Below are 20,150 nucleotides of genomic sequence, written 5' to 3' on the forward strand. Positions count from 1 at the left end.
CCGGGGTCAGCGCACGGCGCCGGAGCCGAACCACTCGAGGACGGCCAGCCCCCCCTCGGCGGCCGCCGAGGGGGGGCAGGCCGTCCTCGACGGAGCAGCAAGGGCAGGCGGGCCTCCTCCTCTGGACCGGGCTGCACGGCCTGGTCAGCCTCTACAACGACCACGGGGACCTTCCCTGGCCGCCCCTGGACGACCTGATCGCCGATCTGCTCAGCCTGCACACGGGCCGCCCGGCGGCCGAGATCGTGCCCCTCCTGGCTCCCGCAGGGGGATGACCCTGGTTTGTCCGAGGCCGGCTGGTGGCCCACCAGCTAGGCTCACGCGGCTGAGCCGCCAGAGCAGGCGAAGCGACGCACAGGCACCATGACTTCTTCCTCTCCCGGTCACCCTCCAGACCGCCCCAGGGCGCCTCCACCTCGACGGCAGGGCGCTCAAGGAAGTACTCGGCAAGCGCCGAGGCAGCCGAGGGAGGCATGTCGACGACGCGCGTCCTGCCGCCCTTCGGCAGTGTGACCGGAGCGAGGGCGCGTGCCAGCGCGTTATGCGCCCGGTGCGCTGCACCTTCGCAACCAGCCGCTTTGGGGTCCGACGGTAATCAAAGGGTAACTCTCTGCCATAGGCGTAATCGCGCGATCCTCACCAGAGGGGCACATGAGCGAACAAGAAGTCACCTTCTACAGCCGACCCGACTACACGGGCGACGCCCACACCTACGCAGTCGGAACCGACGAGAACCTGTACCCGGGCGAGCTCAACGACAAGTTCAAGTCCGTCAAGGTCGGCCGAAAGGCCAAGGTCCTGGCCTGGCAGCACAGCAACCAGACGGGCAAGTACCGGGAATGGGACCTCGACCAGCCGGATATCTCCGACATCGGCGGGCTGACCCGGTTCAAGGTCGTCGAGAGCACCACCCTGCCCATCGCGGTCCGGCTCCAGGACCTCACCAGCGCCCCAGCCGGGCGGTACAGCCTGAAGGTCGCTTCCTACGACGTCGGGGACACCGTCGTCCGCTCCGGCGACCCGGAGTACGGACTCGTCGGCGTCATGCCCGAGGACGGCCCGCCGGTCACCACCGCCATCTACGTCCGCGACGAGCACTCCGGCGTCTACGTCGCCGTGGGCGCCATCTACTTCGTCTGGAACTCCGACACCAAGTCGATCGACGTCGCAGACGCCTCGAACGTCCCCGAGAATGTGGACTACTCGCGAGACGGCCGTAACAAGTTCACCTTCAAGCTCACCGAGGTCTAGTCGCCGACGGTCTCGCACAGGCGACCAAGGGGCCGGAGCATCTCGTGCTGCGGCCCCTTCGTGTTGCAGCCAAGTCCGCGGCGGCCAACCATCTCTGAGTAAAACGGCCAGCCGCCGGTAGCGGTCGACACGGGCACAGGCCCTCCTCTTGGCGGTCAGCCAGCGGCTCATCCTGAAACGATCAGTTAGAGCGTCCGCGCGACCAGCAGTGCCACGTCGTCGTGGTCGTCCGGGTGACGCAGGCCGTGCAGCAGCAGGTCGCAGGTATCCTCCAGCGGCCGACTCGGGTCGTCCAGGAAGCCGAGCAGAACACTGAGACGGTCCTCGATCGGATGGCGGCGGGTCTCGACGAGGCCGTCGGTGTACAGGACCAGGAGGTCGCCCTCGGCGAGGTCGACGGTGCTGGTCTCGAACGGGATGCCGCCGACGCCGAGCGGGGCGGCGGGCGGCAGCTCCAGCAGGGCCGGCGCCTCACCGCAGTGCACCAGTGCGGGCGGCATGTGGCCGGCGTTGGCGATCTCGCAACTCCGGGTGCGCGGGTCGTACACGGCGTAGAGACACGTGACGATGTAGTGCTCCAGATCGCAGGTGATCTTGTCCAGGTGCTGGAGCACCGCGGCCGGGGGCAGCTCCAGGTCCGCGTAGGCGCAGGTGGCGGTGCGCAGCCGGCCCATGGTGGCGGCCGCGTCGATGCCGTTGCCCATCACGTCACCGACGACCAGCGCGGTCCGGTCCTCCGACAGCGGGATCACGTCGTACCAGTCGCCGCCGACCTCACTGGTCGCCTGGGCGGGCTGGTAGCGGGAGGCCAGTTCGAGGCCCGTGTGGTGCGGCGGGTGGTCGGGGAGCAGACTGCGCTGGAGGGTGAGGGCGGTGTTGCGGACGCTCTGGAACCAGCGGGCGTTGTCGATGGCCACGGCGGCACGGCCGGCCAGCTCCATCGCGAGGACGACGTCGTCCTCGTCGAAGGGCAGCGGATTACGGGTCCGCTTCAGGTCCAGGGCGCCGAGCACCTCCCCGTGGGCGATCAACGGCACCGCGAGATACGAGTGCACACCGGCCTCCGCCAGTAGCTCGCCCGCCTTCGCGTTGCGGGCGATGCGTGGCAGATCGTGTGCGCCGACCTGGGGGACCAGGACCGGCCGCGCGGTGTGCACGCACAGCGTGACCAGCCGGTCGCCGTCGTAGGCCGCCAGGTCACCGGGCGGATCGGCGGCCCGCAGCGCGACCGTCGGATGGGCCGCCTCGATGGCGAGGGCACGGAACAGCTCCGGGCCGTTCTCCGGTCTGCGGGAACGGCGCAGGGCCAGCGCCGAGTCCAGTACGTCCACCGCGACCACGTCCGCTAGGACGGGGGTGGCGATCTCGGCCAGCTCGTGCGCCGTGCGCTCCACCTCGAGCGAGGTGCCCACCCGGGCCGAGGCGTCCGCGATGAGGGCGAGCCGGCGCCGGGCCCGGTCGGCCTCGGCGGCCGCCCGGTGCCGCTCGGTGACGTCGACGACCGAGGTCGCCGCGCCCAGGACGCGGCCGCCGGGATCCTCCAGCCGGTAGAACGACAGCGACCAGGCGTGCTCGTGCTCGGGATCGGTCGGCGGACGGCCCACGTGGTACTGGTCGAGGAGCGGAGTGCCGGTGGTGAGCACCTGGCGCAGCGCCGACTCGACGCTGTCGATGTCGGGCAACGGCAGGGTATCCCGCAGATGGCGGCCGATGTGCTCCTCGGCGGGGACGCCGTCGATCCGCTCCAGCGCCGGGTTGACCAGGAGATAGCGCAGCTCCGGGTCGAGGAGGGCCAGGCCGATCGGGGACTGGTTGATCAGCCGCTCGCACAGCGCCAGGTCGGTCTCCACTCGCTGGAGCATGGCGTGGTCGGCCACGATGCCCAGCGCGTACACGTCGCCGAGATCGTCCAGCAGCCGCATGGTGCGGAACTCCATCAGCCGGCTGCCGCCGTCCTTGCACCGGACCGGGAAGGCACCGGCCCAGCTGTGGCCGGTCTCCAGCACCTCCATGAAGACGTTCACCGCGGCCTTCAGATGCTCCGGGTGAACGAGCAGTCGCGCGGCGCTCTTGCCCAGGGCCTCCTCGGCCGTGTAGCCGAAGAGTTCCCCGGCCTGCGGGGTCCAGAACACGATCCGGCCCTGCGAGTCCAGGGCCACGGCGGCCACGCTCAGCACGTCCAGCAGACCGGTCGGACGCGCTCCGCCGAGGCCGTACTTCTCACCGCCGGAGCCGTCCGGGCCACCGGACCGCAGGAATCCCACAGCCATGACTCAACCACCTCCACCGGCCGGCGGGCCGCCACCGCTGCCGCGGCACTTCCATGCTGCCCCCGGCCGCCCGCCCGCGCCGACCCGGGCCGAGTACCCCGATCAGCGCGGGGCTCCCGTGCCGTACCCGCGTGACCTCGAAGCCCCTGCCCGCGTTCCCCTGGGAGCTGTGCGTATCAACTGGACAAGCAGGAACATTGGGGTACGTAGAGGATGTAGCCAATGGATTTTCCGCGAGAAGATTTCGAGGTGCCGCCCTCCATGGGTCCGCGCGACTTCCTCGACGCCTCCAGCGACGCGGCGGCGGTGGTGTCGGCCGAGGGCGTCGTGATCGGCTGGACCCGGGGCGCCGAGGCCCTGCTCGGCCGCGCGGCCGCCGAGGTGGTCGGCCGTCCCGCGGCACAGCTCCTCGCCATGCGCGCCGACCCGGCGCGCGCCGCCGGCGTCGCCGAGCGCTGCCGCTCCGGCATGGGATGGAGCGGGCTCATCCCGGTACGGCACCGCGACGGCCGCACCCTCGTCGTGGACCTGCGGGTCTCCGCCGCCTTCCGCATCGACGGCGACGAGTGCTTCCTCCTCTCCGCCCGTGAGCGTCGGCCGCAGTGGGCGGTGGGCCAGTCCGTCCTCGACGGATTCCTGACCCGCGCGCCGATCGGCATGGCCATGATGGACCCGGAGCTGCGCTATGTGTGGCTGAACGACACCTTGGAGAGCTTCGGCGGAGTGCCCCGGGAACAGCGCCTGGGCCGTCGGCTGAGCGAGCTGCTGCCCGGGCTGCAGGCGTCCACCATCGAGGGCCTGATGCGCAAGGTGCTCACCACCCGGGAGCCGGTCACCGACTACGAGTACCTCGGCTGGAGCTGGGCCGATCCGCACCGCCAACGCGCCTACTCCACCTCGTTCTTCCCGCTCGTCGACGCCGACGACTCCGTGACCGGCGTCTGCTACATGGTCTCCGACGTCACCGAGCGGTGGAACGCGCGCCAGCGCCTGTCGATGGTCAACGAGGCCGGCACCAGGATCGGCACCACCCTCGACGTGCTGCGCACCGCCCAGGAACTCGCCGACTTCGCCGTCCCCCGCTTCGCCGACTTCGCCGTCGTCGACCTCCTGGAGCCCGTCCTCAGCACCGAGAACCACGGCACCTGGCTGAGCGACGCCGCACCGGCGCCCACCGGGCCGGTGATGCGGCGTGCCGCACTGAAGACCATCCGCGACGGCAACCCCGAGGTCGTGGCGCACATCGGCGACCCGGTGGACTTCCTGCCCCCGGCGCACGGCATCGACCTGCTCATCAACGGCGACCCCATCCTCATCCCCGAGCTCGACCCGGAGGACCCCCTGTGGCTCGCCGAGCAGCCCGAGCGGACCGCGCGCATACGGGAGTTCGGACTGTACTCCCTCATCCTGGTCCCGATGCGGGCCCGCAACACCGTCCTGGGCCTCGTCGCGTTCGCCCGCTCGCTCAACCCGGTCTCCTTCCAGCCCGACGACGTCCTGCTCGCCCAGGAACTGGTCGCGCGCGCCGCCGTCTGCGTCGACAACGCCCGCCGCTACACCCGGGAGCACACGGCGGCCGTCACCCTGCAGCGCAGTCTGCTGCCCCAGGCCCTGACAGGCGGCACGGCCCTGGAGGTGGCGTCCTCCTATCTGCCGGCGGACGCGAGCGACGGCGTCGGCGGTGACTGGTTCGACGTGATCCCGCTGTCCGGCGCCCGGGTCGGCCTGGTCGTCGGCGACGTGGTCGGCCACGGCCTCACCGCGGCGGCGAGCATGGGCCGGCTGCGCACCGCCGTCCAGACCCTCGCCGACATGGAGTTGCCCCCCGACGAACTCCTCGCCCACCTCGACGACCTGGTGCTGCGGCTGGGGGAGGAGGAGAGCGGGAGCACGGCCTCCCAGGACAGCACGGCCACGTTCGTCGGGGCGACCTGCCTGTACGCGGTCTACGATCCGGTGACCCGGCGGTGCACCATGGCCCGGGCCGGGCACCCGCCGCCGGTCGTCGTGGCACCCGACGGTCGGGCCTGGTTCGCCGAGATGCCCGCCGGACCGCCGCTCGGGCTGGGCGGCATGGCCTTCGAGGCCACCGAGATCGAACTCGCCGAGAACAGCCTGTTCGGCCTCTACACCGACGGTCTCATCGAAGGCGCCGACCAGGACGTCGAACGGGGCATGGGCCGCCTCCGCGCCGCACTGGCCAGCCCCTGTGCCGACCTCGCCACGCTGTGCACGGCCACCGTGCAGCAACTGGTCCCCGTGCCCCAGCCCGACGACGTCGCCCTGCTCCTGGCCCGCACCCACGCCCTGGGCGCCGACCACGTGGTCTCCTGGGAGGTGCCCGCGGACCCGGCCGCCGTCGCCGAGGTCCGGGCCCGGGCGGCCCACCAGGTGGAGGCATGGGGCTACGAGGAGCTGGCGATCACCACCGAACTCATCGTCAGTGAACTGGTCACCAACGCCATCCGCTACGCCGAACCGCCCATCCGGCTGAAGCTGTTGCGGGACTCCCGGCTGACCTGCGAGGTCGCCGACGCCAGCAGCACCGCACCCCGGCTGCGGCACGCCCGCAGCATGGACGAGGGCGGCCGCGGCCTCTTCCTGGTGGCCCAGCTCGCCCACCGCTGGGGCGCCCGCTACACCGGGGAGGGCAAGATCATCTGGGCCGAGCAGGAGATCCCGCGGGAAGAGGGCCTGTCGTCCGGATCAGATCGCAGGACAGCGGCGGGCTGATCAGCGCCGGCGAGCAGGGTCTGGGGCGTGCGGTCGGTGTTGCCCAAGTACCCCAGTAGCCACGGGGGTTGCCGTCCAGACCAATGCGCACAACGATGTCGGCCGGAGGGGAGGCGGGACGGACGTCCGGGGCCCTGTCGAATTCGCATGCTTGGCCGTACGCTGTCAATTCGGAAGGATTCGGCAGCAATGGGGGGGCGGCCATGTCCGGGGATGTTTACGGTCCGCATCAGGGACCGCCGCATCAGGGAGCGCCGAATCAGGGGCCTTCGCATGAGGGTCCGGTGCCTCAGGGAGCGCCGGCTCAAGGCTCTCCCGGCTTCGGGATCCCGGACCAGGGTTTGCCCGGTCAGGGTTCTCCGGGCCAGGGTTCTCCAGGGCTGGGTTCCGCGAGCCCCGGGGGCTCGCAGCCCGGCTTCCGGCTCCCGGGTACCTTCGTGCCACCCATGCCGTCGGGTCCGCCGCCAGCCCCGCCGGACGCCCTGCGCGCCACCGCCGTGGGCCTGCTCAACCTGACCGGCCTCGGTCTCGGCTATCTGCTCGTCCGACGATGGATCCTGCTGGCCGCGTGCCTGGCGGCGACCGCTGTCCTGCTGCTCGTCGCCCTGCCCGCGGACGCCGACGGCGTGCCCGGATCGGCGCTCGTCGTCTACGCCGTGTTCCTGCTGCTGGCGGCCCTGCACGGAGCGTCCGTCGGCCTGCGCACCCGGCTGGTGTGGCCGGGGCGGCGGCCCGTCGCACTCGTGCTGGGCGTCGTCCTCCTCGCCGTCCCGGTGGGCGGCGCGCTCTGGTACGACAGCGCCCAGAAGGAAGCCGTCGAACGCGCGCTCCTCGACCGCCTCGCCGCCGCCGACAAGCGGGTCGACGCGGCCGGGCAGAAGGACTTCGCCACCGCCAAGTCCGAGTACCAGGACGCCTTGGCCGTCTACCGCGACCTCGCGGTCCACCACTCCGGCTCCCGGGCCGCCGGGCAGGTCCCCGACCGTATGAAGACGTACTACACGACGGTCGCGGCGGCCTACGGTCACAAGGACTACTGCACGGCGGTCGCACCGCTGAAATACCTGCGGACGGTGCCCAACTCCATGCCCAGGGACCAACTCGGCACGCTCACGCACTGGCCCGACGACCGGCTGGCCACCTCGCTGTACCAGTGCGGAGCGGGCGGCCTGGCCGACGGCGAGGGCGACTGGGTCCCCCAGTTCGGCGAACTCCTGGACACCTTCCCCGACTCCGGCCAGGCCGCCAAGGTCGTCCCCGCCGTCGACGCGGCCGAGAAGAAGGCGGCGAAGGCCGTCTCCGGGAAGGATCCCTGCGGCGCCGTCAAGCAGTTGGAGGCGCTGAACACCCAGATCACCCAGCTGTCGAACGGGACCGGCGCCGCGTCGGGCAGCCTGGACAAGGTCGCCGGCCGGGCCGGCCGCAGCGGTGACGCGGGGGAGTACACGTGCGGCGTCAAGCAGTATGAGGACGGCGACTACGCGCAGGCGCAGGAGACCATGCAGCGGTTCATCTCCGACAGCCCGCACGACAAGAACCGTGACCGCGCCCGCAAGATCGCCATTGGCGCGGAGGTCGCCCAGACGCTCCCGGCCGCCGGTAAGAAGCTGCCCACCATGGCATCGGGGGGCGGCATCTCGGTGACCGTCAGGAACGACAGTCCCGACGAGATCACCGTCCTGTACACCGGCCCGGTCACCGGCAGCTTCACCCTCGGCGCGTGCGGCAGCTGCGAGGCGTACTCGTTCGCCAGCTCGCTCCTGCCCGGATGGGAGCCCTGCAGTGACAGCGGCAAGAACTATCCGCAGCGCACGATCAGTCTCCCGCCCGGCACCACGTACTTCGTGCACAAACCGAAGAACGACAGCACGGCCTCCCCGGGCTCCGACACCGCCAAGCTGAGCTACGGCTACATCTACACGGAGTGCGCGTACACGACGCAGAGCCTGGGGTCGTCCTACTGAGCAGGCTGTTCAGTAGAGGTTGTGCCGGTACTGCTGCTCGGTGATCGCGGTGAGCTGCCCGAGCTGGTCGCCGAGGTTGCCCGCCGTCTTGGCGGCGTTCTCGGCGACATGCATCGTGAAGAAGTCGCCGCCGGGCAGGACGGCGTCGGCGAGGTGGCGCGGGTCGCCGTCCCACAGCTTCGAGCGGATCACCGCCTTGCCGCACTGGGAGAACATGGGGTGTGAAACCGGCAACCTCGCGTAATCGAGAGTCGCGTATTCCTTGGCCAGTGAGGGTTCGTGGGCACCGTGAGTGGCCGTGGGGGGCGTAGCGACAGGTTCCTCCGGCTTCTGCGACGAGGCGGGCGTTCAGGCTACTGGGCGGATCCGGCCACCGGTGGCCTGTCGCAACGCGGCTTCCAGCCGGTCGCGGGCCTCGGTCTGGGCGGCGATCCGTTCGTTGAGGACCGCCAGCCGTTCCAACGCGATCCGCAGGCCCTTCTCCGAGGGCGGTGCGGCGGCCACATCGCCGTCTAGGCACGGCAGGAACACCCGCACGTCGTCCAGGGTGAGCCCGGCGGCCAGCAGGTAGCGGATATTGCGGACCCGCACCACCGCCCGCTCGTCGTAGATGCGGTAGCCGTTGGGGGCCCGCTGCGAGGAGATCAGTCCGGCCTGCTCGTAGTGCCGCAGCGCACGGGCGGTTGTCCCGGTCGCCCTGGCCAGCACACCGATCCGCACCCATCCCACCTCCCGGGCCACTCCTATCACGCCACGACCGCTCCGCCGTCGACCGGGAGTACCACTCCGGTGACGAACGAAGCGGCCGGTGCGGCAAGTTGGGTGACTGCCCAGGCCACCTCCTCGGGACGGCCGATCCGGGCCAGTGGGGTGTGCGCCAGCTGCCACTCCCGCACCGCTGCCATTCGCTCCGGCGTCAGGCCCTGGTGCTCGCCGATGGGGGTGTCGATCGCGCCAGGGGCGACCGCCACCACCCGGATCCCGCGGGGTGCCAGCTCGACCGCCCAGCTGCGGGTCAGCAGCTCCAGAGCGGTCTTGGTAGCCGCATAGACCGAGCTGCCGGGCCAGGCCCGCTGCCCCACCGACGTACTGACGTTGACGATCACCCCGCCCGACTTCTCCAGGACTGGTAACGCGACCTGGGCCAGCAGGATGGGGGCGACGAGGTTGGTGGCAAGCTGAGCTGTGATCATCTCCGGCGTCAGCGTGCCGAGGGCGCCACTGCGCACGATGCCTGCGTTGTTGACCAGCACGTCCAGCCGGCCGTGTGTCTCCAGCACGGCCCGGATGATCCGATCCGGCTCGCCCTCGGCGGTGATGTCGGCGACCAGCGGCGTGATCCGGTCGTGCCTGGCCCCGGTCTCCCTGAGGGGCTCGGCCCGCCGCCCGATCGCGACCACGTGGTCGCCCTCAGCGGCGAAGGCGCGGGCGGTGGCCCGGCCGATCCCGGTGCCGGCTCCGGTGACGGCGACGATCCTGCTGCTCTGCGGTGCGGTGCTCTTCATGCCGGTCATCGTGCAACCCTGCCCCCAGTGGCAAGGTCAAGCAGCACCTGAGGGGGATCGAACTGGCGACCTCGCGTAATGGGGAGTCACGTATGCCTCTGCTCTCGAGTGCTCATGGTGATCGTGAGTGATCGCCAGGGGCGCAGTGACGCCAGGTTTCTCCGGCCTCGGCGGCGGGCTGGGCGGTGGTGTCGTCGTGGTAGCCGAGCATCCGGGCCACCACCGGAGCCGGGGCCTGGAGGACAAGGTGGCGGATCGCCGCGGTGCGTCCCCGTTGGGTCGGGAAGGCCAGGTGACGGAGTCGGAGTTCCAGAGTTTCCGGGGTCATGGGCTGTCCAGCCCGGGGCCGGCATGCTTACCTGGGTCATGCCCCAGATCCTCCGTCACGGGCAGGCACTCGGCGAGCAGGTCGACGACGTCGCGCCAGGCTCGCTGCGCGTGCCGTGGGTGGTAGCCGACGCCGGGGACCGTGGGGTGGCCGACCGGCGGGTGGTGGAAGGCGTGCAAGGCGCCGCCGTAGACCGTGAGGCGCCAGTCGACGCCCGCGGCCTGCATCTCAGCGGTGAACGCGTTCCGTTGCGCGGGCGGCATGATCGGGTCTTCCGACCCGACCCCGGCCCACACCGGGCAGCGAATGCGCGCTGCCTCGCCCGGCCGGCCCGTGGTCAGTGCGTTGACTGTGCCGATCGCGCGCAGGTTGACGCCGTCGCGCCCGAGTTCCAGCCCGACGGCACCCCCCGTGCCGTAGCCGACAGCGGCGATCCGGTCGGGGTCGGTCCGTGGTTCGGTGCGCAACACGTCGAGCGCCGCACGGCCGATGCCTCGCATCCGCTCGGGATCAGCGAGCAGCGGCAGGCAACGGGCCAGCATCTCCTCGGGGTCGCTCAAATAGCGCCCGCCGTGAAGGTCGAAGGCCAGCGCTATATATCCCAGCTCGGCGAGAGCATCGGCCCGGCGGCGCTCGACGTCGCTGAGCCCCGTGCCCTCTGGTCCGAGCAGCACCGCGGGCCGGCGGTCGACACCGGCCGGGAGCGCGAGGTGCCCGATCATCGTCAAACCGTCGGCGGGATACTCGACCGTACGCGTCGTAATGGTCGTCATGAGACTGGACTGTAGTGATCGTCGAGCCCGGTCCGGCCGCTGTTCTGCCGCCGGCAGAACAGCGCGGGTATCCCTCTGAAATACGGCGAGGGCCCACAAGAACCGTCACAAACCCCGCCCCCCACGGCAGCGCCACCGGATCGCCTGCCCGGGCCACGGCAAGCCGAAGCGGTCGTCGCGAACCAGCGTTGCCCGGTGACCAGCACTCCGTACGAGACACAGCCGGCGTCCCGGTGGTCGAACGTGTGGGACACGGTGCCGGCCTGAGAGACGGCACGCGGTGGGGAAGGCGTCAGCGGCGTTCACCTTAGGTTGCAGGCCCAAGGGCATCTCCGCAGGCCACGCCTCGGTATACGGTCCGTAACGCTCGCCCCGACAGAACTGGCCCACGTCAATGGAGATTCCGGCCGAACCCACCGCGCAGGCGCCGCGCGGCCGGCCGACGGGATCGACATGACCGGCTCCGCGCTGTCGGACCGGCGGTAGAGCCGCGGTGCGCCAGTCGATCGGGAGTCGACGGGCCGCCGATCACCGCCCCAGTACGTCGCCCTGTCACTCCACTGCTTCGAGGTGCCCTGTGGCCCTGCCTTCTTCTGCCTCGTCCCCGTCCGCGCCGCCCGACACGGGCACCCGGCACATCACGGTCACCGTCGTGCTGGCCTGCCTGGGCGTATTCGTCTCCTACCTGCCCGTCGTCGGTGTCTCCGTCGCGCTTCCCGTCATGCAACAGGCGCTCGACGCCTCCACCGTCGGGCTCCAGTGGATCACCGACGCCTTCATCCTGCCGACCGCGGCACTGCTGCTGACCTGCGGCATGGTGGGTGACCTGTACGGTCGTAAGAAGACGTATCTGGCCGGGCTGATGCTGTTCTGCCTCGGGTGTGTGGTGTGCCTGACCGCCGGCAGCGTCGTCCAGGTCTGTGTGGGCCAGGCGCTCACCGGCGTCGGCACGGCCGCGCTGCTGCCGTCCACGCTGGCCCTGATCGGCCATGTGATCCCGGACCCCCGTCAGCGTGCCCGGGCGATAGCCCTCTGGACGGCCGCCCTCGGCCTCGGACTCACCCTCGGCCCGGTGGTCAACGGCGTGATCGTGGAGCACGTGAGCTGGCGGTGGATCTTCCTGCCCTCGCTCGTCCTCGCCGTGGTCACGGCCGTGATCGGCGCCGTCGTGCTGACCGACTCCCGCGCCGAGCGCGAACGCCACCTGGACATCCCCGGGCAGCTCCTGGCCATCGTCGCCATCACCGGGCTGGTCTACGGCGTCATCGAGGGCGGCAGCGACGGCTGGTCGTCGGCCCAGGCCGTGATCGCCTTCGTGGCCGCCGCCGGCGGTGCGGTCGGCTTCGTGCTGGTGGAACTCCGTTCCTCCTGCCCGATGCTGGACATGCGCCTCTTCAGGTCCGCGGCATTCTCCGGGGCGGCGCTCGTCATGGCCGTCACCCTGTTCGCCCAGGTCGGCCTGGTCTTCGCGCTGAGCGAGTACTTCGGGCTCGTCCACCACGCCTCGACCCTGGACATCGGCATCCGCCTCATGGCCATCAACGGCTTCACGGTGGTGCTCGGCCCGTTGGTCGGGCGGCTGATGAACCGGGCCACCCCCGGGCTGCTGCTGGTCACCGGTCTGGTGATCGGCGGGATCGGCGCCCTCATCATGAACGTCTTCCAGGCCGACACCGGCACCGGCGAGGCCGCCTTGGTCATCGGCGTGCTCGGCATCGGCATCGCGCTCGCCATGGCGCCGATCACCACCATCGCCATGGACGCCCTGCCGCACCGGCTCGGGGGCACCGCCGCCGCGGCCAACAGCGCGCTCCGCCAGATCGGCAGCGCCCTCGGCCCGGCCGTCTTCGGCGTCATTCTCACCCACCGCACCCTGGCGACCCTGCCCGGACATCTCGCCTCGTCCGGGCTGAGCCCCGCCGACCAGGGGCAGGTGGGCGGACTGGTCTCCAGTGTCGGTATCCAGGCCGGAGCATTCCTGCACCTGGACACCCCCGAGAGCACCGGCCAGGCCCAGGCCGCCTACGGTGCGAGCTTCACCGACGCCCTGCACACCTGCGCCCTCGTCGGCGGGATCGGCATGCTGGTGGCCGCGGTCATCGCCATGGCCCTGATCGGGATCCGCCCGGCACGGGCCCCGCAGGCGACGGTGGAGGCGACGGCACATCCCGCCGGGGCCGCGAGCTGAGGCGCACCGCGGAGCGGCGGGCCGACCGAAGCCGGCCCGGCGCTCCGCTCGGCCCGCTAGCGCGCGAGCAGTTCGAGGGTGTCGATCACCCGGTTCGAGAAGCCCCACTCGTTGTCGTACCAGGCGACCACCTTGATGTGGCGGCCGTCGACGCGGGTGAGGGCCGAGTCGAAGATCGCCGAGGCCGGGTTGCCCGTGATGTCCGAGGAGACCAGCGGGTCCTCCGAGTATTCGAGGACGCCCGCGAGCGGTCCCGCCGCGGCGGCACGGTACGCCGCCAGCACGTCGTCGCGCGTCACGTCACGGGAGACCGTCGTGTTGAGCTCGACGATCGAGCCCACCGGCACCGGCACCCGGATCGAGTCGCCGGACAGCCTGCCGTCGAGGTTCGGCAGCACCAGGCCGATCGCCTTGGCGGCGCCGGTCGTGGTCGGCACGATGTTGACACCGGCGGCACGGGCGCGACGGGCGTCGCGGTGCGGGCCGTCCTGCAGGTTCTGCTCCTGCGTGTAGGCGTGCACGGTGGTCATGAATCCGTGCTCGATACCGGCGAGTTCGTCGAGCACGGCGGCCAGCGGCGCGAGCGCGTTGGTCGTGCACGAGGCGTTGGAGACGACGGTGTGCGTGTCCGGGTCGTAGGCGCCGGTGTTCACGCCGTACGCGAGCGTGACGTCGGCACCGTCCGACGGCGCGCTGACCAGGACCTTCCTGGCGCCGGCGTCGAGGTGGGCGCGGGCAGCCTTGGCCGACGTGAAGCGGCCGGTCGACTCCAGCACGATGTCCACACCGAGTTCGGCCCACGGCAGCTGCGCCGGTTCGCGCTCGGCGAGCACCTTGATACGACGGCCGTCGACGACGAGGACGTCCCCGTCCACGGTCACCGGGCGACCGAGGCGCCCTGCCGTCGAGTCGAAGGCCAGCAGCCGTGCGAGAGCGGTGGGCTCCGTGAGGTCGTTGACGGCGACGACCTCCAGGTCGCTGTTCCGCTCCAGCAGCGCACGCAGCACATTGCGTCCGATGCGGCCGAATCCGTTGATGGCGATACGAGTCATAAGTAGTGTCCCTTCGCTACGCCACCAGGTTCGCGAGCCGTGCCCGGCCACGACAGCGGCGAGATCGCCATGGTTCAAAAGGATCCCGCCAATCCGCCTGCGGGCGGGCAGCGGCACCGGGATTGCCGCTGGTCGGGCCGGTCAGGCGGCGGCGTACACGTCGGCCCAGTGGATCGCGTGGCCCCGTTCCAGACGGTCGCCGTGTGCGGTGGCGAGGAAGTCGATGATCTCCAGGCCGCGGCCGTGCTCTTCAGGGGTGCAACTGGCCGCCCAGTGTTCCAGACGGTCGCCGTGTGCGGTGGCGAGGAAGTCGATGATCTCCAGGCCGCGGCCGTGCTCTTCAGGGGTGCTACTGGCCGCCCAGTCACCGTCCGTGGCCGCCGGGCCCTCGTCGGAGACCTCGATGTGCACCCGGTGGCTGGACGGGTCACGGCTGAGCCTCAGGTTCAGCGGCGGCTCGGCGTGCTCCACGGCGTTGGTGACGAGTTCGGAGACGGTCAGCAGCACCGAGTCGGCCGGGGCGTCGGCGACCTGCCATCGGGCGAGTACGTCCTTGGCGATCTGACGGGCCTCGCCGGCGGCTTCCGGGCGGTGGGCCAGGGGCCAGGCGAGGGGTGGAGCCGCGTGGGCGAAGTCGGGAACCCTCGGGGCCGTCGAGCGTGAGCACGTGCGCGACCGGCGCCGTCCTGTGGCCGCTACTCGCCCTTCGTGAAGGTGCGCCGGTAGTCGCTCGGCGTCGTACCGAGAATCCGCTGGAAGTGCAGCCGCAGATTCGCCCCGGTGCCGAGACCGACGTCGTCGGCGATCTGTTCGACGCCCCGCTCCGACCGCTCCAGCAGCTCCCGGGCCAGGTCGATCCGGGCACGCATCACCCACTGCATCGGCGTGTAGCCGGTGTCCTCGACGAACCGCCGCGAGAACGTACGCGCCGACACCCCCGCATGCCGGGCGAGCGCATCGAGGGTGAGCGGCTCGCCGAGCCGGTGCAGCGCCCACTCGCGGGTCACCGCGAACCGCTCACCGAGCGGCTCGGGCACACTGCGCGGCACGTACTGCGCCTGGCCGCCGCTGCGGTAGGGGGCCGCGACCAGTCGCCTGGCCGCGTGGTTCGACGCGGCCACCCCGAGGTCACCGCGCAGGATGTGCAGGCACAGGTCGATGCCCGAGGCGGCGCCGGCCGACGTCAGCACGCCGCCCTCGTCGACGAACAGCACGTTCTCGTCGACCTTGACCAGCGGGTGCTTCTCGGTGAGAGCGCGCGTGTAGTGCCAGTGCGTGGTGGCGCGCCGGCCGTCGAGCAGGCCGGTCGCGGCGAGCGCGAAGGCCCCCGTCGAGATGGCCGCCAGCCGCGCCCCCCGGGCATGCGCGGCGAGCAGCGCGTCGACAACCGCCCGCGGCGGATCCTCCCGGTCGGGGAACCGGTAGCCGGGCACGAACACGATCTCCGCCCACTCCAGCGCGTCGAGGCCATGGGCGACGTGGTACGACAGCCCGTCGCCGCCGGTGACCAGACCGGGCGCCGCACCGCACACCCGCACCTCGTACGGCATGCTCGCCCGGGTCGTGAACACCTGCGCCGGGATACCGACGTCGAGGGGCTTCGCCCCCTCCAGCACGAGGACGGCGACACGATGCAGGCGGATGGGAGGCACGTCGAACAGGGTACGAGGACGAGACCGGGGCCCGGCACGGCCCGCGCACCGGGCTCGACGGAGTCAGTGTTCCTCTTCCATCCGGATCACCTTGCGCAGCTCCGCCGCCGCATCCTCCGGGGTATCGCCCGCGCGCTGATCGAGCAGCGCGGCGGCGATGCCGTCGAGCTTGCGCTGGATGGCGTGTTCCGCGCGACGCTCGGAGTTCTTCAGCAGGGCGAGCAGCAGCAGGTTCAGGGAGGTCATGACATCACCGACGAGGAGCTGCCAGCTCAGGCCGAGGCCCAGGACGTGGACGGCGACGAAGGCAGCGACCATGGCCAGGCAGAAACACATGAACAGCAGGGAACTGGTGACGTTCGAGGCCGCCTCCGCCAGCCGCTCGAACCAGCCCCGGCCGTTGCTGGTGCGCTCGGCAGGATGCGTCATGGACATGGGAGCTTCAACGCCTGACCTTCCACGCCAGTGCGGTGCCGTTCACCGCGTCCGGCACCCGGGTACCCCGCACCGCGTACCTCACCCGCCCCCCGGCCGCCGCGCCATGAACACGGACTGCCGCCCCGGCCGGTCGGACGCACCACGAACCTCGTCCCGCGCGAATCCCGCCGCGACCAGGTGATGCGGAAACCCTCGGCGAGGCACGCCGATCCCATCGCCCACGCGGACACTCCGGCCGGGGGGGGCGATGCGACGGCGGGCTATCCGCGGCCCGGTGAACTGCGCGGGGGAGCGGTACTGTTCCTGACCACCAGACGTGCCGGGACGAGATCGGTGCCGGGACGGGAGTCGTCCCGGGTGCGGATCTGGCGCAGGACGCCCTCGACGCAGCGGCGGCCGACCTCGGCGAAGTCCTGGTGGACGGTGGTGAGGGGCGGGATGAAGAAGGCCGCGTCGGGCGTGTCGTCGAACCCGACGACACTCACGTCGGCGGGCACCGACCGGCCTTGCTCGTGGAAGGCGCGCAGCAGGCCCAGGGCCATCTGGTCGTTGGACGCGAACACCGCGGTGCACGCCGGCTCCTGGGCGAGGGCGAGCCCGGCCGCGTAACCGGACTCGGCCGACCAGTCGCCGTGCAGCGGCGCCGGAACCGGGCGTCCCGCCTCCTCCAGTTCGGCCCGCCAGGCCTGGGTGCGGCGCTGGCCCGCGTACGACGTCCCGGGACCGGTCACGTGCCATACGGTCCGGTGGCCCAGCTCCAGCAGATGCCGTACGGCCTTCCGCGCGCCGTCGGCCTGGTCGGTGTCGACCACGCTGTAGCGATCCCCGGCGTCCGAGTCCACGACCACGACGTGGACGCCGGGCGGCAGTTGGACCGTGCTGGTGTCGAGCAGATGAATCTCCATGATGACGATGACGGCGTCCACCGCCAGCTCGCCCATCCGCGTGAAGGCCCCCAGCACGTTGTCCTGCGTGGCCACGTCGATGGGGATGAGGGTGATCGCGTACCCCTCGGCCGCCGCGTGCGTGGCGATCGCCTCGACGGTCCGGCTGCTGCCCGTCGAGGAGAGGCTGAACAGGATCACGCCGATGGTGTGGAACCGGCCGTAACGCAGGGCGCGGGCCGCGCTGTTGGGCCGGTAGCCGAGCTCCCGCATCGCGGCCAGCACCTGCTCCCGGGTGGAACTGATCACCCCGGGATGGCCGTTGGAGACCCGGGAGACCGTCTGTGACGAGACCCCGGCGCGCTCGGCGACGTCCGCCATCGAGACCCGTTGCTTACGGCGGCCGCCCGGCAGCCCGGAACCACCCCGCCGCGCACCGCCCGGGGCCGGCGGGACCGGTGGCCCCGTCTCGTTCAGCTCCATCGCCTCACCCCTCAAGCCTCCTTCGCGTACCGGATGTCACGGAGCGGGAAACCTTGACGGCCGCAGGAGCGGATGCCACGATTCCGACGCTTTCGAGTTTACGTAAACATCGCCGTGAGACCAGCCTGGACGGAGATCCCGTCGCCTCCTCGCGCAGGGGATGTTCACGCAAACACGCCAGGTCGATGTTTACGTAAACACGCGACCGGGACAACGAGCCACCGCGTCGAGCCGCCGTCTCCTGAAAGGGCACGTTGATGCGCAAGACCCCCGCCGGAACCCGTAGCACCCCTCGTACCCGCGCCGCTCTGGCGGCGGTCGCGATCGCCGCGGTCGGTGCCACGACCCTCACCGGCAGCCCCGCCTCCGCCGCCGTGCCGGGCCACGGCACCAGCCAGTTCAAGGGCGTCAACTGGGCCGACCCGCGCGACAACTACGCCGACGACCCGGTGGTCCTGTCCGGTCTGTCGCTGTCCGACAGCTACGCCCGGACCTACGCCAAGGCGACCCGGGTGATCGCGGCGTTCCGGGCCAACCTCGGGGCCAACACCGTACGGCTGCCCATCAACCCGTACACGGTGAACGGCTCTTACTGGAATTCGTACCGCGGGGTCATCGACGCGGCCTCGGCGCAGGGCTTCAAGGTGATCGTCTCCTACTGGGAGGGCACCGGCGCCAACAAGGACGGCTTCATCGACGACGAGGCCACCTACTGGCCCATGTGGGACACCGTCGTGAAGGCCTACCGGCACGACCCGCACGTCTACTTCGAGCCGATGAACGAGCCGCACGGCTACACCGACGCCGAGTGGGCCGACCTGGCGGCGAAGTGGCTGGCGACCTACCCGTCCGTCCCGCACGACCGGGTCTTCGTCAGCGGCGCCGGCTACAACGACCACGTCACCACGGTCTGCGCCGACCCGCGCCTGAAGGGCACCTACCTCTCCCTGCACCACTACGGCTTCTGGAAGAGCTACGCCACCTACGACCAGTGGGCGGCCGACCTGAAGGAACGTCTCGGCGACTGCGCGGGCCGGACCGTCGCCGACGAGTTCGGCGCCCCGATGACCACGGGCCTCGACTACAACGTGCCGACGCCCGACGACAACTCCGTCAACTTCATCCAGGCCGACACGGACCTGTTCCGCAAGCTCGGCATGGGCTCGGTGTACTGGCCCGGCCTGCGCACCGACGACACCTACTCGATCCAGAAGCTGATCGGCGACGCCTCCCGCCCCTGGCTGGCCACCACGAACCAGTCCGGCGCCGACCGCCTCGCCTGGGCATGGGGCCGCGGCAGGCCGGTGAGTGGCTGACCGGCTCCGGGAGGGCCGCGGTGCGTCACGAGCACCGCGGCCCTGCGGCGCGAGCTACCGGCCGCGGCGGCCCGCTGCCGAGGCGAAGCCCAGCCAGGTATGCCGGTTGCCCGCCCAACACCAGCCCACCTTGGGCGCGTTGCGGCGCTCACGACCGTCCCGCCCGGTGCCGTTGCTGATCCAGAGCGCCGGAGTACGGGAGTCCAGGGCCCCGTTGGCCTTGCGCAGCCGCGAACCGATCGTCATGAAGCAGTGGTTGCGCTCCAGGACAGCGGGCTGTTGCAGTACCCAGTGGATACCCTCGCTGAGCAGCAGTGGGGTGCGGTCTTCCGCGGTGAGCGCGGGCAGCGCCTCGTCCGGGCTCCAATCGGCCATGTGGTCGCCCCGGTCGAGGCCGGTGAGGACGTAGAGCGGGGCGTCGGGCAGCGTGAGCGTGTCGAGCGGGGCGAAGAGGTCGACGTCGGTCATGTCGGTGACGACGAACCCGGGCCTGCCGTCGTGCCGCAGCAACGGCGCGAGTGCGGAGGCGGGGGCGTGCTCCGGGTGGACGGCGAGCAGGGCACCGTCCTCGGCGGGGGCCGCGGCGACGGCACGGACCTCGGCCGCGGACAGCCCGGCGATCTCATGCACCCCCGACTCGATGAGACGCTCGGCCTGCGTGCCGAGGGACGGGAGTGCGGGCAGGGGGAGAACGGTGGAGGTGACGGAGGCGGATTCGGGCACGATGCTCCCAGGGTCGGGGACGGGATCGGCCCTGAGGCAACGAGGCAGCCCACCGTGATGTTCCCGAAAATCCCTACAGACGGCGCAGATACGTCAGACCGGGGCGGCCGGAGAGCCGTGTCTCGCCGGTGACGGTGAAGCCGACCCGGGCGAGTACGGCTCGGGACGCGGCGTTGTCGACGGTGGCCGCGGCCCGCAGTACGGTCAGGCCGTACCGGGTGGCGGCGAGGCCGCAGATCTCCCGCACGGCCGAGGTGGCCACTCCCCGTCCCGCGGCCCGCTGCGCGATTCGGTAGCCGAGGTCGGCGCCGCCGTCCGCCACGTCCACCAGATTGACCCGCCCCAGCACTTCGCCCGCATCGTCGACCACCACGTGGAAGTAGCAGATCCCGGCCTCCTGTTCGGCCAGCAGCGCGCGGTGCCGCTCCTCGAACCGGGCGAAGTAGTCGTCGCCGCGGTCGGGGACGGAGGCCGCGAAATAGGCACGGTTCTCCTGCTCGAAGGCGAGGAGCGCCGGGGCGTGGTCCGGACGGAGCAGGTGCAGCTCGGGCATGGCGAGGACAGTAGGCACCCCGGCCGTGCGCTCGCCA

17 protein-coding genes and 1 pseudogene are annotated in these 20,150 nt (G+C 71.2%); 6 read left to right on the plus strand and 12 right to left on the minus strand.

The features are described from left to right. Both AB0N16_RS37120 and AB0N16_RS37125 read left to right on the plus strand, forming a co-directional pair. Positions 1-275 (plus strand): annotated as a pseudogene (locus AB0N16_RS37120) (hypothetical protein); the annotation flags it as partial. A gap of 376 nt (positions 276-651) precedes the next feature. After that, positions 652-1,251, plus strand: a complete 600-nt coding sequence (locus tag AB0N16_RS37125; protein WP_365804658.1) for a beta/gamma crystallin domain-containing protein — start codon at positions 652-654, stop codon at positions 1,249-1,251. A gap of 185 nt (positions 1,252-1,436) precedes the next feature. Here the strand turns inward: AB0N16_RS37125 and AB0N16_RS37130 are convergent, their stop codons facing one another. Further along, positions 1,437-3,521 carry a SpoIIE family protein phosphatase gene (locus AB0N16_RS37130; protein ID WP_365804660.1) on the minus strand — a complete coding sequence of 695 codons (2,085 nt, stop codon included), beginning with the start codon at positions 3,519-3,521 and terminating at the stop codon, positions 1,437-1,439. A 261-nt stretch (positions 3,522-3,782) separates the two neighbouring features. On the opposite strand from AB0N16_RS37130, the gene AB0N16_RS37135 reads away from it, so the two are divergent. Both AB0N16_RS37135 and AB0N16_RS37140 read left to right on the plus strand, forming a co-directional pair. After that, positions 3,783-6,254, plus strand: coding sequence for a SpoIIE family protein phosphatase (locus AB0N16_RS37135; protein WP_365804880.1), 2,472 nt, complete (start codon positions 3,783-3,785; stop codon positions 6,252-6,254). 446 nt (positions 6,255-6,700) lie between these two features. Continuing rightward, a complete protein-coding gene (locus tag AB0N16_RS37140) occupies positions 6,701-8,218 on the plus strand; it encodes a hypothetical protein (protein ID WP_365804662.1) in 1,518 nt (505 codons plus the stop codon). Positions 8,219-8,227: 9 nt separating this feature from the next. On the opposite strand, the gene AB0N16_RS37145 is transcribed toward AB0N16_RS37140, so the two are convergent. From AB0N16_RS37145 to AB0N16_RS37160, 4 genes are all read right to left on the minus strand, one after another. Continuing rightward, positions 8,228-8,434 (minus strand): hypothetical protein, encoded by a 207-nt coding sequence (locus tag AB0N16_RS37145; protein WP_365804664.1) that lies wholly within the window; start codon positions 8,432-8,434, stop codon positions 8,228-8,230. Between the two features lie 132 nt (positions 8,435-8,566). Next, complete coding sequence (locus AB0N16_RS37150; RefSeq protein ID WP_365804666.1) at positions 8,567-8,938, minus strand: MerR family transcriptional regulator; 372 nt, start codon at positions 8,936-8,938, stop codon at positions 8,567-8,569. 26 nt (positions 8,939-8,964) lie between these two features. After that, complete coding sequence (locus tag AB0N16_RS37155; protein WP_365804668.1) at positions 8,965-9,732, minus strand: SDR family oxidoreductase; 768 nt, start codon at positions 9,730-9,732, stop codon at positions 8,965-8,967. A gap of 315 nt (positions 9,733-10,047) precedes the next feature. After that, positions 10,048-10,824 (minus strand): dienelactone hydrolase family protein, encoded by a 777-nt coding sequence (locus AB0N16_RS37160; RefSeq protein WP_365804670.1) that lies wholly within the window; start codon positions 10,822-10,824, stop codon positions 10,048-10,050. Between the two features lie 577 nt (positions 10,825-11,401). Between AB0N16_RS37160 and AB0N16_RS37165 the strand changes: the two genes are divergently transcribed. Then, positions 11,402-13,012, plus strand: coding sequence for an MFS transporter (locus tag AB0N16_RS37165; protein WP_365804672.1), 1,611 nt, complete (start codon positions 11,402-11,404; stop codon positions 13,010-13,012). A gap of 56 nt (positions 13,013-13,068) precedes the next feature. Here AB0N16_RS37165 and gap read toward each other — a convergent pair whose 3' ends face one another. The 5 genes from gap to AB0N16_RS37190 all read right to left on the minus strand — a co-directional run bounded on the left by gap (position 13,069) and on the right by AB0N16_RS37190 (position 17,419). Further along, positions 13,069-14,064, minus strand: a complete 996-nt coding sequence (gene gap / locus AB0N16_RS37170) for a type I glyceraldehyde-3-phosphate dehydrogenase (RefSeq protein ID WP_365804674.1) — start codon at positions 14,062-14,064, stop codon at positions 13,069-13,071. Positions 14,065-14,205: 141 nt separating this feature from the next. Next, positions 14,206-14,664, minus strand: a complete 459-nt coding sequence (locus AB0N16_RS37175) for an ATP-binding protein (RefSeq protein ID WP_365804882.1) — start codon at positions 14,662-14,664, stop codon at positions 14,206-14,208. A gap of 95 nt (positions 14,665-14,759) precedes the next feature. After that, positions 14,760-15,716 carry a helix-turn-helix domain-containing protein gene (locus AB0N16_RS37180; RefSeq protein WP_365804676.1) on the minus strand — a complete coding sequence of 319 codons (957 nt, stop codon included), beginning with the start codon at positions 15,714-15,716 and terminating at the stop codon, positions 14,760-14,762. A gap of 63 nt (positions 15,717-15,779) precedes the next feature. Next, a complete protein-coding gene (locus AB0N16_RS37185; RefSeq protein ID WP_365804678.1) occupies positions 15,780-16,145 on the minus strand; it encodes a low affinity iron permease family protein in 366 nt (121 codons plus the stop codon). Between the two features lie 269 nt (positions 16,146-16,414). Next, positions 16,415-17,419: a LacI family DNA-binding transcriptional regulator gene (locus AB0N16_RS37190; RefSeq protein WP_365804884.1), complete on the minus strand. Its 1,005-nt coding sequence runs from the start codon at positions 17,417-17,419 to the stop codon at positions 16,415-16,417. 359 nt (positions 17,420-17,778) lie between these two features. Between AB0N16_RS37190 and AB0N16_RS37195 the strand changes: the two genes are divergently transcribed. Next, positions 17,779-18,837 carry a cellulase family glycosylhydrolase gene (locus AB0N16_RS37195; RefSeq protein WP_365804680.1) on the plus strand — a complete coding sequence of 353 codons (1,059 nt, stop codon included), beginning with the start codon at positions 17,779-17,781 and terminating at the stop codon, positions 18,835-18,837. A gap of 54 nt (positions 18,838-18,891) precedes the next feature. Here AB0N16_RS37195 and AB0N16_RS37200 read toward each other — a convergent pair whose 3' ends face one another. Then, positions 18,892-19,560 (minus strand): DUF5701 family protein, encoded by a 669-nt coding sequence (locus AB0N16_RS37200; RefSeq protein ID WP_365804682.1) that lies wholly within the window; start codon positions 19,558-19,560, stop codon positions 18,892-18,894. 73 nt (positions 19,561-19,633) lie between these two features. Continuing rightward, positions 19,634-20,113 (minus strand): GNAT family N-acetyltransferase, encoded by a 480-nt coding sequence (locus AB0N16_RS37205; RefSeq protein WP_365804684.1) that lies wholly within the window; start codon positions 20,111-20,113, stop codon positions 19,634-19,636. Between the last annotated feature and the right edge of the window lie 37 nt (positions 20,114-20,150).

Origin of the sequence: Streptomyces sp. NPDC051105 (genome assembly GCF_040682795.1) — a bacterium.
Classification (GTDB): Bacteria; Actinomycetota; Actinomycetes; order Streptomycetales; family Streptomycetaceae; genus Streptomyces.

Coding starts and splice junctions, on each gene's coding strand:
- AB0N16_RS37135 (WP_365804880.1), top strand. CDS start 3,783: ATGGGTCCGCGCGACTTCCTCGACGCCTCCAGCGACGCGGCGGCGGTG.
- AB0N16_RS37125 (WP_365804658.1), top strand. CDS start 652: ATGAGCGAACAAGAAGTCACCTTCTACAGCCGACCCGACTACACGGGC.
- AB0N16_RS37185 (WP_365804678.1), bottom strand. CDS start 16,145: ATGACGCATCCTGCCGAGCGCACCAGCAACGGCCGGGGCTGGTTCGAG.
- AB0N16_RS37130 (WP_365804660.1), bottom strand. CDS start 3,521: ATGGCTGTGGGATTCCTGCGGTCCGGTGGCCCGGACGGCTCCGGCGGT.
- AB0N16_RS37195 (WP_365804680.1), top strand. CDS start 17,779: ATGCGCAAGACCCCCGCCGGAACCCGTAGCACCCCTCGTACCCGCGCC.
- AB0N16_RS37160 (WP_365804670.1), bottom strand. CDS start 10,824: ATGACGACCATTACGACGCGTACGGTCGAGTATCCCGCCGACGGTTTG.
- AB0N16_RS37145 (WP_365804664.1), bottom strand. CDS start 8,434: ATGTTCTCCCAGTGCGGCAAGGCGGTGATCCGCTCGAAGCTGTGGGAC.
- AB0N16_RS37205 (WP_365804684.1), bottom strand. CDS start 20,113: ATGCCCGAGCTGCACCTGCTCCGTCCGGACCACGCCCCGGCGCTCCTC.
- gap (WP_365804674.1), bottom strand. CDS start 14,064: ATGACTCGTATCGCCATCAACGGATTCGGCCGCATCGGACGCAATGTG.
- AB0N16_RS37140 (WP_365804662.1), top strand. CDS start 6,701: ATGCCGTCGGGTCCGCCGCCAGCCCCGCCGGACGCCCTGCGCGCCACC.
- AB0N16_RS37155 (WP_365804668.1), bottom strand. CDS start 9,732: ATGACCGGCATGAAGAGCACCGCACCGCAGAGCAGCAGGATCGTCGCC.
- AB0N16_RS37190 (WP_365804884.1), bottom strand. CDS start 17,419: ATGGCGGACGTCGCCGAGCGCGCCGGGGTCTCGTCACAGACGGTCTCC.